The following is a 12,954-nucleotide window of genomic DNA, read 5'->3' as shown; positions in this document are numbered from 1 at the left end:
AAACCATACTGTACTCTTATTATATGTATACGTTTACATTTTGTCAACACATTAAACACATTTATTTCCGGTTGTTTTAAACAACCGGAAATATCACTGGTAAACCGAATGTCCTTGCGATATCAGCAGCTCTTTAGCACGCTCCTGTTCCATTTCATTGCGGAAGGAAAGTCTCATAACGCCCGGAACATCTTCCCGGCTCTCGATAATCTGCATGTTGCTGAGGTTAATGCGGTTTGTTCCCAAATCAGTTGCGATTCGACCGATGATCCCTGGATGGTCAGGTACGTCAAGATACAAATCGTACCGGGATACAATCATACCCTTACGTCTCTCAGGAAGCACACTGCGGAACTCCCCCGCTCTGCGGAATGCCTCTTCGATAGCAGGTCCATCTTGATTCTCCAGCATATCCATAAACCGCTGAATTCCTTCATTCCAGTCCCGAAGTAAAGGAAGCATTACATTGCGATTGTTTAATAAAATGTCCCGCCAAACCACGGGATCACTGGATGCAATTCGGGTAATATCCCGGAAGCCACCTGCAGCAAGTGTGCGGTACAGCGGATTCTCCTCATTATAGGAGCTGATTTGGTTCACCAAAGCCACTGCGATCACATGGGGCAGGTGACTGATCGCCCCTACAATCTCATCATGCAGTCTCGGCTCTACCTTCACAATATGCGCCCGTGTATGAGCAAGAAGCTCCACAAGAGTATCCAGCTTCTCCTGAGGCACTTGATCTGGAGGGGTGAGGACATAATAAGCATTCTCGAACAAAACCGTCGAAGCAGCACCTACACCGGATCGCTCCGACCCAGCCATTGGGTGTCCTCCGATAAAGCAAGCTTCCTTAAGTGTTAGCTGTGCTGCACATTCCGCAATGCTGGCTTTTGTACTGCCTACATCTGTGATAATGCACCCGGGTTTAAGCGGCAATTCGCTTAAACGCTTTATATATGTCTCCAGGCTGCCTACAGGAACGCACAGGAATATCACATCCGCATCCTGGGCTGCTTCTTCTACCGATAGGGTAACCTTGTCAACAACGGACTTGGCCGTAACCTGATCGGCATATTCCTGGGTGTGGGCATAACCCGTAACGGTTATGCCTGGTTTTCCTTTGAAGCATAATGCTAACGAACCGCCGATCAAGCCGACGCCAAAAATAGAAATGTGCATTGTCATGTTCTCTCTCACTCGTTTCAAGCTGCGATTATTTGTGGTGTCATTCGATCAGGCTGGAGAATTCACTTCGTGGAGCACTTGCTCCAAAGCGCCGATAAAAGCCTTGTTCTGTTCCTCGGAACCTACGGTTACGCGAATGTAGCTCGGGTAGACCTCAAATCCCGGTCGCACGATAATGCCTTTGCTAAGCAGTAATTTGAACACTTCGGTACCCGGATTCTGTACATCCACCATGATGAAATTACCGTTCGCAGGGAAGTAGGACAGCCCGAGGCGATCGAATTGCTGCTGAATATACGTAATGCCTTCGGCATTCCGCTGGCGACATTTGGCAACAAACTCCTGATCCTTCAGAGCAGCTTTCGCGGCTACTTGGGCAAGGCGACCTGTGTTAAATGGCTCGCGTACCCGGTTAATCAGGGAGATAACTTCCTGTTGACCGATGCCGTAACCGATGCGAAGCGCTGCCAATCCGTATATTTTGGAGAAGGTACGCAGAATAACCAGATTAGGATAGCGTTCCATCAGCTTGATGCTGGCTGGATAAGAAGCGTCCGTAACATATTCATAATAAGCTTCATCCAGTACAACCATTACGTGGGCAGGAACCTCATCCAGGAAGGATACCAGTTCACTCTCGGATACGATGGTTCCCGTAGGGTTATTCGGGTTGCACACCCATATTATTTTCGTTTTGTCCGTAATGACATTGACCATGCCCGGAAGATCATGCTTCCCGTTGATCAGCGGTACCTCAATGCTCACGGCACCTTCAATGTCTGCATTGGTTTTATACACGGAGAAGGTCTGATCCGCCATAATGGTCTCATCCCCCGGCTCCAGGAACGCTCGAATAATGAGAGCAATAATCTCGTCGGATCCGCATCCGAAAATAATTTGACTGCGTTCAATTGCCAGCTGGTCAGCAAGCTCTGCCGTTAAATCAGCCGCGCTTCCGTCCGGATACAAGCTGAGTGTTCCCAGTTCAGCGGTAATCGCTTCGGTTGCCCGCGGCGAGCAGCCATAAGGGTTCTCATTGGAGGCCAATTTAATGACAACATCAAGTCCTAATTCTTTTTTCACCTCTTCAATCGGCTTGCCCGGTTGATATACAGGAAGATTTACAATTTGCGCTTTTGGTTTCATTCGATATTCGCCTCACCTTTCATAACTGCTGTACACAACGCTAACCTTTTAATTGTGCCACAAACTCTCTAATTTGCAAAAGTCCCTGCTGACGCGTCTCTTCTTTTTCCAAGAGAGGTATATTGGATTCAATCTGGCGTACAATCGCGCTTCCGACAACCACACCGTCACAGATTTTCGAGAATCTGGCCACTTGCTCGCCGGACGATATGCCAAAACCAATCGCTATCGGAACATGGCTGTATTGCTTCACCGTTTCAAGGAAGGACTCAATTCCCGAATAAAAATCGGAGCGCTCTCCCGTCACACCAAGCGAGGATACGCAATAGACAAAGCCGGTCGCCTCTGAAGCAATGCTCGCAATCCGTTCATGCGAGGTTGGTGCCACCAGCGGAATCAGGTGGACGCCTGCAGCATGTGCCCGGCTCCTGATCTCTTCGGATTCCTCCACCGGAAGATCCGGAATGATCAACCCGCTGATATCATTCTTCAGCACTTCCTCAAAAAATGTATCCAGCCCGGTTTGCAGAACCGGATTGTAATAGGTAAAGAGAATGAACGGCAGCTTGCTTCCGCGGTCTCTAGCCAGACGCGCAGTTTCCATGCAAGTTCGGATCGTTACCTTGCTCTTCAGTGCACGCTCGGAAGCGCGCTGGATGACCGGGCCGTCGGCAAGAGGATCCGAATAAGGAACGCCGAGTTCAATAATATCGGCTCCTGCAAGTTCAAGCTCGTGAATGATATCCAGCGTCGACTTCACATCGGGATCGCCGACAGTAAGATAAGGAATCAGGGCGGTTTTGTGTTGCTGTTTCAACGATGCAAAGGTCTCATCAATACGGTTCATTCTGTTATCCCTCCCGTGTAAGCCATGATGGACTCCACGTCCTTGTCACCGCGACCAGATAAATTAATCACCACGATATCGTCCTCAGACCATGTTGACGCCATCTTCACCGCTTGTGCCACGGCGTGGGCGGATTCCAGAGCCGGAATGATGCCTTCCGTGCGGCATAACAGCTGCAGGGCATCCAGTGCCTCTTGGTCCGTTATCGGCACGTACTGCACACGCTCAATATCTTTCAGGTATGAATGCTCCGGGCCAACACCCGGATAATCGAGGCCGGCAGAAATGGAATGCGCCTCCTGAACCTGACCGTATTCATCCTGGAGCAAATAACTCATCGATCCCTGGAACACACCATGTGTTCCTTTGGACATGGTAGCCGCATGAAAATCGGTATCCACACCTTTACCTGCCGCTTCAACGCCGATCAGGCCCACTTCCTTATCTTCGAGGAACGGGTAGAACATCCCGATGGCATTGCTCCCTCCCCCGATCGGAGCGAGAATCACGTTCGGAAGGCGTCCTTCCGTCTCCAAAATCTGCTTGCGGGTCTCATCCCCGATAATTCGCTGGAAGTTCCGCACCATCATCGGATAAGGATGCGGACCTACGGCAGATCCCAGAACGTAGAAGGTATCCTCCACGTTGCTGACCCAGTAGCGAAGCGCTTCGTTGCCCGCATCTTTCAGGGTACGGCTTCCCGAAGTCACCGGAATCACTTCTGCCCCGAGCATTTTCATACGGAACACATTCAACTGCTGCCGCTTGGTATCTTCCTCGCCCATGAACACTTTGCATTCAAGACCCAGGAGAGCAGCTACCGTTGCAGTTGCGACGCCATGCTGTCCGGCACCCGTCTCGGCAATCACCTTGCCCTTGCCCATGCGCTTGGCTAATACGCCCTGAGCGATGGCGTTGTTGATTTTGTGGGCGCCTGTATGATTCAAGTCCTCGCGCTTGAGATAGATTTTGGCCTTGCCCAGATGCTGGCTTAACCGTTCTGCATAATACAGAGGCGTTTCCCGCCCGGAGTACTGCTTAAGCAAATAAGCGATTTCTTCCTTGAATTCAGGATCCTCCGAAAAGCGATTATATTCCTGTTCAAGCTCTATTAAAGCGTTCATGAGTGTTTCCGGCACAAACCGGCCTCCAAACACCCCGAAACGTCCATTACGGTCCGGAAGCTGTGTCATTTCCCCTTCACCCTTTCTACGAATGCAGTCACTTTGTTTATATCCTTCACGCCAGGTTCACTCTCTACACCGCTGGATACATCCACGCCGTATGGAGCATATTGGCCGATTAAATGCGATACATTATCCGAATCGAGCCCGCCTGCTATAAACAAGGGAATTCCTTGCTGTGAGGCCCACCGCTGGTAAGGTGGAATCAGGTCCCAGGCAAATGTCTTGCCAGATCCACCGCCGTACACCGGATCGTAGGTGTCCAGCAGCAATCCGTCGATGCAGCCAGCGTACGCATCCAGTGAGGACAGACGATCCGCTTCCGAACGGTCACTCTCGATAGATACAGCCTTAAAAACGGAAACCGGGAAGCGCTCCTTCACTTCCCGGCAAAATTGCGGCGATTCCTGACCGTGCAGCTGCACGACATCGAGCGCCGCTTCTTGAAGGAGCTCTTCCAGCTCATTCAGATCAGGGTTAACCAAGACGCCGACGGCGGCAGGAGTCTTGCCCGTATCCCATTGCCGCAATACTTGAATCAGCTGTGCAGCTTGCTTGGGCGATACGTTTCGCCGACTCTTCGCAAATACAAATCCGATATAATCCACAGGTAAGTTTATCATAGATTTTAGCACTTCAACGCTTTGAAGTCCACATATTTTTAGAACCGTACTCATCAGCGAATGCTCCCCTTTATTCTGTGTCTGCAGCAATCGGCAAGGGTCCCATCAGATCATTAACCGCCCGGAATACATCCTGCTGACGCATGAAATGCTCTCCTACCAGAACACCATGTGCCCCGACATAATGCAGGTAAGATATATCTGCGGGTCCTGAGATTCCACTCTCGCTGATCAAGGTGATTCCGTGAGGAACTTGCGCTGCGATATCAGCCGTTGTCTGAAGCGAAGTTTCGAACGTACGGAGATTTCGATTGTTAATCCCGATAAGCTGAGCGGTGCCCAGCTCAAGAACCGTCTCCATCTCCTTCTGATCGTGGACCTCGATCAAACAATCCAGACCGATGGAGCCCGCGGTCTCAATGAACTCCGCGATTTGCTGCGGCTCCAGGATGCTTGCAATCAACAGAACCGCATCCGCCCCCAGGAGGCGTGCTTCGTAAATCTGGGCCTCATCAATCAAGAAGTCCTTGCGCAGCAAGGGAATATGAACAGCTGCTCTAACCGCTTTTAAATATTCACCGCTACCTTGAAAATAGTCTCTGTCTGTCAGCACGGAGAGGCAATCCGCATCGGCCGCCTCATACGCTTTAGCGATCATAACCGGATCAAAATCCGGCCGGATCAAACCTTTGGAAGGAGATGCCTTCTTCACTTCGGCAATGAGCCCCATGCTGCGTTTTCGTCCTGTGGACAATGCCTTCTCGAATCCCAATGTGGGCGGTAATTCCGCGATCTGTCTCAGCGCCTCCGAGACGCTGAAGGTTTCGCGCAGCTGAGCAACCTCTTTGCGTTTCGTTTCTACAATTCGATCAAGATACATAACTCATTTCCCCCGTTCTTGAGATCAACTGCTCCAGCTTGGACTGAGCCAATCCCGTGTCGATTGCTCCCGCTGCCCGCTGTACGCCTTCTTTCAAACTGTCCGCCAGCCCCGATACGTAGATGCATGCTCCGGCATTGGCAAGCACAATATCCCGGTAAGCGCTCCGTTCACCGCGCAGCACTGAACCGATAATCGCTGCATTTTCCTTTGCGTCTCCGCCCAGGATGTCGCTCATCGGATGAACCGACAGTCCCAAATCATGAGGGTGAATATCGTAAGTATGGACTTCCCCGCCGCGAAGCTCAGATACACGTGTAGGCGCCGATATGCTGATCTCGTCCAAACCATCATGGCTGGTTACCACCATTGCGCGTTTTAGGCCGAGTTCTTTCAGCACTTGAGCAATAGTTTCCGTTTTATTCATATCGTAAATGCCGAGCATCTGCCGATCGGCGCCGGCAGGGTTCGTCAAAGGTCCAAGCATATTAAATACGGTCCGGATACCCAGCTCTTTTCGCGGTGCAGCGGCATATTTCATGGACGGGTGATAGATTTGTGCAAACAAGAAGCAAATACCGATATCATCCAGACATGCAGTTGCCTGCTCGGCGGTAAGGTGAATATTGACACCCAATGCCTCCAGCACGTCTGCGCTTCCCGCCCGGCCTGAAGCCGAACGGTTGCCGTGTTTTGCCACTCTGACCGATACCGAGGAGGAGATGATCGCGGATACGGTAGAAATGTTGAACTTGTGAATGCCGGATCCTCCGGTACCGCACGTATCCAGCAGTTGATTCCGCTCGGTAACAACGCGCCCACCCGCTCCTCTCATCGCTTCGGCAAAACCCGTTATCTCCTCTACCGTCTCCCCCTTCATTCTCAAGGCAGTGAGCAGTGCGCCAATCTGCGAATGTGTTGCTTGGCCTTCCATGATGGACTGCATCACCCCACGGGCTTCATCCCGATTCAGGTCTTGACCCGCAATCAACTTCGTAAGACTGAATTGTACCGGTTCCATAACGTTCATAACGTTCTCCTCCTTCAGGTTAGGGTGTGTATTGATACAGATAATCCTGATTGATCAAATCGTTAGCGCCTGTGCTGGTCGGAAACATCGCCTCCGCTACGCGGATCGCCTTGAGCATGCCCTTGGCTTTATTGACGGTCTCCTCGTACTCCTTCTCCGGAACCGAGTCCCATACGATACCGGCACCTGCCTGCACATAAGCCTTGCCCTGACGAAAAATAATCGTGCGGATCGTAATGCAGGAGTCCATATTGCCGCCAAATCCCAGATAGCCGATGGCTCCGGCATAAGCCCCCCGGGCTTCCCGCTCCAGCTCGGCAATGATTTCCATAGCTCGGAGTTTCGGAGCCCCTGATACCGTTCCCGCCGGAAGACAGGATAGGAAAGCGTCAAAGAAATCTTTGTCCTCGCTCAGCTGACCGGATACGCTGGATACCATGTGCATTACGTGAGAGTATTTTTCAATCTCCATAAACGTGTCGCATTTCACCGATCCAAATTCCGATACACGCCCCAAGTCGTTCCGGCCCAGATCCACAAGCATCAAATGCTCCGCCCGTTCCTTCTCATCGCTCAGAAGCTCTTCCGCCAATGCCTTATCCTCGGCCTCGTCGACGCCTCTTGGCCTTGTACCCGCAATCGGCCTTGTCTCGAGCCTCCGTCCATCCACCTTCACCAAGGCTTCAGGAGAGGTTCCAACAATAATGTCATCATCCATTTTGAGATAATACATATACGGCGAAGGGTTCAGCGTTCTCAGCACACGATAGACGTGGAGCGGCGATACTTCCGTCTCAATATGGAAGCGCTGGGACAATACGACCTGAAATATGTCTCCTGCTCGGATATACTCCTGGGCTTGCTTCACATTGGCCATGTACTTCTCCTTGGTCATGTTGGATTTGATATCCCCCATGTCAACGTCTGCCGGAATGCCTCTGGAATTTACATTCTCACGCGGTCCCTGTTCTTGCAGCTGCTCAGCTGCCGCTTCCAGTTCACGGCATACGTCGATATAGCTTTGACGGATGGTTTCATCCGTATCTCCGGGCTTGACGTGTACATTGCCAATCAGCATGATCTGCTGCTTCACATGATCGAACACGATGACCTGGTCACAGAACATAAAGCGAATATCATCCATTCCCAGATCATCCATGGCATGCGCCGGGAGCTTTTCATAATATTGAAGCAGGTCATATCCAAAAAAACCGATAGCCCCTCCGGTAAAAGGAGGCATATCCTTCAGCTGCGGGCTGCGGTACGTTCGAAGCAGCGCCTTCAGCTCCTCAATCGGCTTGCCTTCGAGCAAAGTTCGTTCCCCGTTCACTTCGATTTCGATCTTGCCTTTCTTACCCGTTATCATTAAGAAGGGGTCTGTTCCGATAAACGAATACCGTGCCCACTGTACACCGCCCTCAACGCTCTCAAGTAAAAATGCCCGCTTCCGCTCCGCATACCGCTGAAAAATGCGAATCGGGGTCTCCATATCGGCTAACAGTCTGATCGCTACCGGAATCAGGTTGTATTCACCTGCCATTGCCACCACTTGCTCCATTGATGGATTCGCCATGTCAATCCCTCCTTAATGAGTGTAAACAACAAAAAAACCTCTACCGAAGTAGAGGTTAACGTTCAGAAAAAGTCTATGAAAAAAGAGCGTGGTCAAGAGAAAGTCAAATCAGTCACAATGACAAACTACAGCGGCTGCGTTCCATTGCCAGGTTCACAAATCCTACTTATAACCCAACGTACGAACAAGCTGTACTATTCGTCATGAATACTAATCATTCTCTAACCCGATTGTGTTGTTACCTTAATGCCTCAGCTCTTCTCAACTCAACTCATCTGTAAAACCTAACTCTACTCAGCTATTCTGATTTCACTATACAGGATAATACCCTTATTCTGCAACCCAAAATTTTAGTCATCAGGCGTTCGAGCCCGATAAATCCGGGCGCAGCCGCTTGGCTTCGTTCAAATACACATGCTTAATCTCGCTTTGGCTTTTGTCCGTGTTGACCTGCACCATAAACCGAATGCAGCGCGGAAGACTGCCCTGAACCGGTATTTCAACCGAACACATCAAAGGGACGAGATCCCAACCCTCCAGCTGGCGTATCGCTTTGGCAGGGAACGCTGCGTCGAGATCCTGAGTCATTGTAATCCATATATTGCTAATATATTCCGGTTGAAGCTCATTACGTCGTACCATCTCTTCAAGCAGTCGCAATGTCTCCTGCACTATTTCTTGTTCATCATTCTGAGTGACGGTTGTCGCCCCCCGGATTCCCCGATTCATCATGAACTATCCCTCTCCCTTCAACTGTTCAACCACGGATCGAACAGCTTCTACCGGCACATCCTTGACAATGGCTACAGAACCGACAGCTTCCGGTACAATAAAGACCATTTGCCCTTCGGTGAACTTTTTATCGTGCTGCATGGCTTCCATAATTCGTTCAACCGAGACATCCTCCGGCAAGGTTACAGGCAGGTTCACTGCCTTCAACATGCTCACGGTCTCGTGATGGAGATCGGCACTTCTGCCCAGCAGCTCTGCGAGGCGAGCCGATCCGGCCATGCCGATCGCTATGGCCTCACCGTGCAAAAAGCGTCCGTACCCTCCGACGGCTTCAATCGCATGTCCAATGGTGTGTCCCAGATTTAGAATGGCACGCAGGCCGCCTTCCCGCTCATCCTGGGATACAACATTTGCCTTAATGGCGCAGCCGCGCTCGAGTCCATAGATCAAGGTCTCCGGGGCCAAGCTCAGCAGCTTCTCCCCATTGTCCCGGCACCAATAGGCAAAATCACGATCCAGAATCAGGCCATGCTTCACCATTTCGGCCAGACCCGAAGACACTTCGCGCGGAGGCAGTGACGCCAGCGTATTCACATCGTAAACCACCATCACCGGTTGATGGAAGGCGCCGATCATATTTTTGGCTAACGGATGGTTGACCGCTACCTTGCCGCCAACACTGCTATCATGCGCCAGTATGGTGGTTGGAATTTGAACAAATGTCACCCCGCGCATGTAAGTAGCCGCTACAAACCCCGCCAAGTCACCAACAACGCCCCCGCCTAGCGCAAATACAGCAGAGCTCCGGTCCAGTTTGCCGTTGATGGCTGTGGTCATAACCTCTTCATAAACTTGAAGCGATTTGGAGGATTCACCAGAAGGTACGATATGAGAAATGACCGTGTACCCTTCTGATTTTAACTGCTCCTCAACTTGAGACAGATAATGAGGCGCAACTTTATCATCCGTTACGATCAGATGCGGACTCTTCCGGCTAATCCCATGCTTTGCACTAAGCGTACCGATGGAATCCAGAATTCCTGCTCCGATATAGATCGGATACGAACGCTCTCCCAGTTCCACCTGCAGTGTTCTCATATTAGTAGTTCTCCAGCTGCTTCAGGTAGTTTTGGTAGTTCGCATGGATTTCTTCCATTGAGTCACCGCCGAACTTCTCAAGAAACGCTTTGGCTACCTCCCAAGTGACAACATGCTCCATCACAACGCTGGCCGCTGGAACCGCACAAGCATCCGAACGTTCAACCTGTGCCGTAAAAGCTTCCTTCGTATCGATATCTACACTCTGAAGCGGCTTGTATAACGTCGGAATCGGCTTCATGACACCGCGAACGACGATCGGCATGCCATTAGTCATTCCGCCTTCAAATCCGCCCAGGCGGTTAGTTGCACGGTAGTACCCCCGTTCCTCGCTGTACATGATCTCATCATGCACTTGGGAACCGCGCAGCTCGCCTGCTTCAAACCCGATGCCTACCTCGACGCCCTTGAACGCATTGATCGACATTACGCCTTGTGCGATGCGGCCATCCAGCTTGCGATCATATTGGACGTGGCTGCCAAGACCAACCGGCAAACCTTCGATGATGCATTCAACAATACCGCCTATGGAGTCGCCTTCTTTTTTGATCAGGTCTATGTAGGCTTCCATCTTCTTCTCCGTCTCTTCATCCACAACCCGGACCGAAGACGCTTCCGTACGCTCAATCAGCTCATCAATCGAAAGGTTATGCGGAGGAGCTTCAATCTCACCGATCCGGATCACCTGGCCTGCCACCTTGACACCGAACTGTGCCAGGAATTGTCTGGCAATTGCGCCAACCGCTACGCGGACCGTCGTCTCACGTGCGCTGGAGCGCTCCAGCACGTTGCGCAGATCCTTCAGGTTGTATTTCAAGCCGCCGTTCAGATCGGCATGTCCCGGTCGTGGACGGTGCATCCGTCTCTTCGCCTCGTCATTGCCTTCAATCGGCTCCACATTCATAATGTTCTGCCAATGCTTCCAGTCGTTATTCTGAACGACCAATGCAACCGGGGCTCCCGTGGTATATCCGTGCCGAACACCGCCAAGAATTTGAGCCGTATCCTTCTCGATTTGCATGCGGCGTCCCCGGCCATATCCCTTTTGTCTGCGATGCAGTTGAAAGTTAAGTGCTTCAAAATCAAGCTCCAAATTGCTCGGTAGCCCTTCGATTATAGTTGTCAGCTGAGGACCATGTGTTTCCCCAGCAGTTAAAAAACGTAAACTCATGATGCTTTTCCCCCTTTAAACTTTTAAGCGTTAAACCGCTAAACTCCGTAAACATCTTCTGCTCATTATAGTATAGGTCCAACGCTTTGACAAGAATGTTGCCGGACAAGCAAAAGCGCCTCTCATCCTCAGGATAGAAAAGCGCTTTATGCGTTAATTATTGCCATCTCTATTGAACTTTGCGGTAGAAAAAGGTTTCATTGCTCTCCAGGCCGTATTGCCCCGGATTAAATATCTGCTCGGTGCTGCCCACAAACAGAAAGCCGCCCGGTTTCAGGCTATTGGCAAATTTCGTATACAGCTTATGCTTAGCCCCTTCCGTGAAATAAATCATCACGTTCCGGCAGACAATCAGATCATAACCGCCTTCAAACCGGTCGGTCAGCAGGTTCTGTTTATGAAAGGCAACTTCCTTCTTCAAGTTCTCATTGAAACGATACAGAGAACCTTCTTCCTTGAAGTAGCGAAGGACGATATCCGGAGGCACATCCTTCAATGACCTCTCGACATACAAGCCTTCCGCCGCTTTATGTAATGCGCCATCATCGATATCTGTGGCCACGATGCGTGCACGGTTCAGCATCTTCTGCTCAGCCAGAATCATGGCAAGTGTATAGGGCTCTTCGCCTGTGGAACAGGCAGCACTCCAGATCTTCAGCACACCCGGATTCTGATGCGACAATTCAGGCAAAATCTTATCCCGGAAAACTTCCCAGCGGTTCGGATTACGCCAAAACTCTGAGACGTTAATTGTCATCCGGTCCAAAAATTCATGGAAAAGCGGCTTGTCCTTCATCATCGCGTCATAAAAGGCCGAGAATGTTCCGAAGCCCTTCTTCATGCGCAGCGTTGTCAATCTTCGCTTCATTTGCGTTTCTTTATAATCTGCCAGATTGATCCCTGTGCTTCGTTCGATGCTTCGAACAAAGCTGATATAATCCGGATCATCCAGCACGGGTTCTTGTTCCGTCATCCGTATCATCCTGTTAATCAGATTATTCGCTCCCGCGCTTACTCAATACGTCTACAGCCAAGGGGATAGCGTCTTGTTATACTCCACCAACTCATTCTCTTCAAAAAAATTGGAAATCTCACGTTGTGCACTCTCCGGGGAATCTGATCCATGGATCAAATTATGCGGCGTATGCGCTGCAAAATCACCACGAATTGTTCCAGGCAATGCTTCCTTCACGTTTGTTTTGCCGATGACTTGGCGAGACAAGGCGATAATGTCGTCCCCTTCCCAAACCATGGCAAATACCGGTCCGGATGTTATAAATCCTACGAGGCTGGCAAAAAAGTCTTTCCCTTCATGCTCAGCATAATGGCGCCTCGCCTGCTCGTCCGAAATCTGCACAAACTTGCCTGCAACCAGCTTAAATCCTTTATCCTCCAAACGGCCGACGATTCGGCCGATCAGTCCACGCTGTACACCATCCGGTTTAATCATTAAAAAAGTACGTTCCATAGGCCTCATCACTC

13 protein-coding genes are annotated in these 12,954 nt (G+C 50.6%); all 13 read right to left on the bottom strand.

Going from position 1 to position 12,954, the window contains the following annotated elements; all coding sequences use genetic code 11:
* Positions 1-93: 93 nt before the first annotated feature.
* On the bottom strand, positions 94-1,182 hold the full coding sequence (locus M2277_RS12370) for a prephenate dehydrogenase (RefSeq protein WP_006209490.1): 1,089 nt from the start codon (positions 1,180-1,182) through the stop codon (positions 94-96).
* Between the two features lie 54 nt (positions 1,183-1,236).
* Positions 1,237-2,334: a histidinol-phosphate transaminase gene (gene hisC, locus M2277_RS12365; RefSeq protein ID WP_006209489.1), complete on the bottom strand. Its 1,098-nt coding sequence runs from the start codon at positions 2,332-2,334 to the stop codon at positions 1,237-1,239.
* Positions 2,335-2,374: 40 nt separating this feature from the next.
* Positions 2,375-3,181 carry a tryptophan synthase subunit alpha gene (gene trpA, locus M2277_RS12360; protein ID WP_006209488.1) on the bottom strand — a complete coding sequence of 269 codons (807 nt, stop codon included), beginning with the start codon at positions 3,179-3,181 and terminating at the stop codon, positions 2,375-2,377.
* Complete coding sequence (gene trpB / locus M2277_RS12355) at positions 3,178-4,374, bottom strand: tryptophan synthase subunit beta (RefSeq protein WP_280754838.1); 1,197 nt, start codon at positions 4,372-4,374, stop codon at positions 3,178-3,180. Before trpB ends, trpA begins: the two co-directional genes overlap by 4 nt.
* Positions 4,371-4,988: a phosphoribosylanthranilate isomerase gene (locus M2277_RS12350; RefSeq protein WP_006209485.1), complete on the bottom strand. Its 618-nt coding sequence runs from the start codon at positions 4,986-4,988 to the stop codon at positions 4,371-4,373. The genes trpB and M2277_RS12350 overlap by 4 nt, the downstream gene beginning before the upstream one ends.
* Positions 4,989-5,058: 70 nt before the next feature.
* Entirely contained in the window at positions 5,059-5,868 is an 810-nt protein-coding gene (gene trpC, locus M2277_RS12345; protein WP_280754837.1) for an indole-3-glycerol phosphate synthase TrpC, read from the bottom strand.
* Positions 5,858-6,898: an anthranilate phosphoribosyltransferase gene (trpD, locus tag M2277_RS12340; RefSeq protein WP_006209482.1), complete on the bottom strand. Its 1,041-nt coding sequence runs from the start codon at positions 6,896-6,898 to the stop codon at positions 5,858-5,860. The genes trpC and trpD overlap by 11 nt, the downstream gene beginning before the upstream one ends.
* A gap of 19 nt (positions 6,899-6,917) precedes the next feature.
* Positions 6,918-8,471, bottom strand: a complete 1,554-nt coding sequence (trpE, locus tag M2277_RS12335) for an anthranilate synthase component I (protein ID WP_006209481.1) — start codon at positions 8,469-8,471, stop codon at positions 6,918-6,920.
* A 357-nt stretch (positions 8,472-8,828) separates the two neighbouring features.
* Entirely contained in the window at positions 8,829-9,203 is a 375-nt protein-coding gene (gene aroH, locus M2277_RS12330) for a chorismate mutase (RefSeq protein ID WP_280754836.1), read from the bottom strand.
* A 3-nt stretch (positions 9,204-9,206) separates the two neighbouring features.
* Positions 9,207-10,301 (bottom strand): 3-dehydroquinate synthase, encoded by a 1,095-nt coding sequence (gene aroB / locus M2277_RS12325; protein ID WP_036636853.1) that lies wholly within the window; start codon positions 10,299-10,301, stop codon positions 9,207-9,209.
* A gap of 1 nt (position 10,302) precedes the next feature.
* The gene (gene aroC, locus M2277_RS12320) at positions 10,303-11,472 is read right to left on the bottom strand and encodes a chorismate synthase (protein ID WP_063479132.1); all 1,170 of its coding nucleotides are present in this window, start codon (positions 11,470-11,472) and stop codon (positions 10,303-10,305) included.
* Positions 11,473-11,641: 169 nt separating this feature from the next.
* Positions 11,642-12,445: a CheR family methyltransferase gene (locus tag M2277_RS12315; protein WP_063479131.1), complete on the bottom strand. Its 804-nt coding sequence runs from the start codon at positions 12,443-12,445 to the stop codon at positions 11,642-11,644.
* A 51-nt stretch (positions 12,446-12,496) separates the two neighbouring features.
* On the bottom strand, positions 12,497-12,940 hold the full coding sequence (gene ndk / locus M2277_RS12310) for a nucleoside-diphosphate kinase (protein WP_006209474.1): 444 nt from the start codon (positions 12,938-12,940) through the stop codon (positions 12,497-12,499).
* Positions 12,941-12,954: the final 14 nt, after the last annotated feature.

Origin of the sequence: Paenibacillus sp. LBL, assembly GCF_029893715.1 — a bacterium.
Classification (GTDB): domain Bacteria; phylum Bacillota; class Bacilli; order Paenibacillales; family Paenibacillaceae; genus Paenibacillus_AQ; species Paenibacillus_AQ glucanolyticus.
Note: the sequence above shows the minus strand (reverse complement) of the source record. Positions and strands in the feature narration are given on the sequence as shown.

Bases quoted from the DNA above. Each gene is read 5' to 3' on its own strand.
- M2277_RS12370 (WP_006209490.1), bottom strand. From the start codon at position 1,182: ATGCACATTTCTATTTTTGGCGTCGGCTTGATCGGCGGTTCGTTAGCA.
- hisC (WP_006209489.1), bottom strand. From the start codon at position 2,334: ATGAAACCAAAAGCGCAAATTGTAAATCTTCCTGTATATCAACCGGGC.
- trpA (WP_006209488.1), bottom strand. From the start codon at position 3,181: ATGAACCGTATTGATGAGACCTTTGCATCGTTGAAACAGCAACACAAA.
- trpB (WP_280754838.1), bottom strand. From the start codon at position 4,374: ATGACACAGCTTCCGGACCGTAATGGACGTTTCGGGGTGTTTGGAGGC.
- M2277_RS12350 (WP_006209485.1), bottom strand. From the start codon at position 4,988: ATGATAAACTTACCTGTGGATTATATCGGATTTGTATTTGCGAAGAGT.
- trpC (WP_280754837.1), bottom strand. From the start codon at position 5,868: ATGTATCTTGATCGAATTGTAGAAACGAAACGCAAAGAGGTTGCTCAG.
- trpD (WP_006209482.1), bottom strand. From the start codon at position 6,898: ATGAACGTTATGGAACCGGTACAATTCAGTCTTACGAAGTTGATTGCG.
- trpE (WP_006209481.1), bottom strand. From the start codon at position 8,471: ATGGCGAATCCATCAATGGAGCAAGTGGTGGCAATGGCAGGTGAATAC.
- aroH (WP_280754836.1), bottom strand. From the start codon at position 9,203: ATGATGAATCGGGGAATCCGGGGGGCGACAACCGTCACTCAGAATGAT.
- aroB (WP_036636853.1), bottom strand. From the start codon at position 10,301: ATGAGAACACTGCAGGTGGAACTGGGAGAGCGTTCGTATCCGATCTAT.
- aroC (WP_063479132.1), bottom strand. From the start codon at position 11,472: ATGAGTTTACGTTTTTTAACTGCTGGGGAAACACATGGTCCTCAGCTG.
- M2277_RS12315 (WP_063479131.1), bottom strand. From the start codon at position 12,445: ATGACGGAACAAGAACCCGTGCTGGATGATCCGGATTATATCAGCTTT.
- ndk (WP_006209474.1), bottom strand. From the start codon at position 12,940: ATGGAACGTACTTTTTTAATGATTAAACCGGATGGTGTACAGCGTGGA.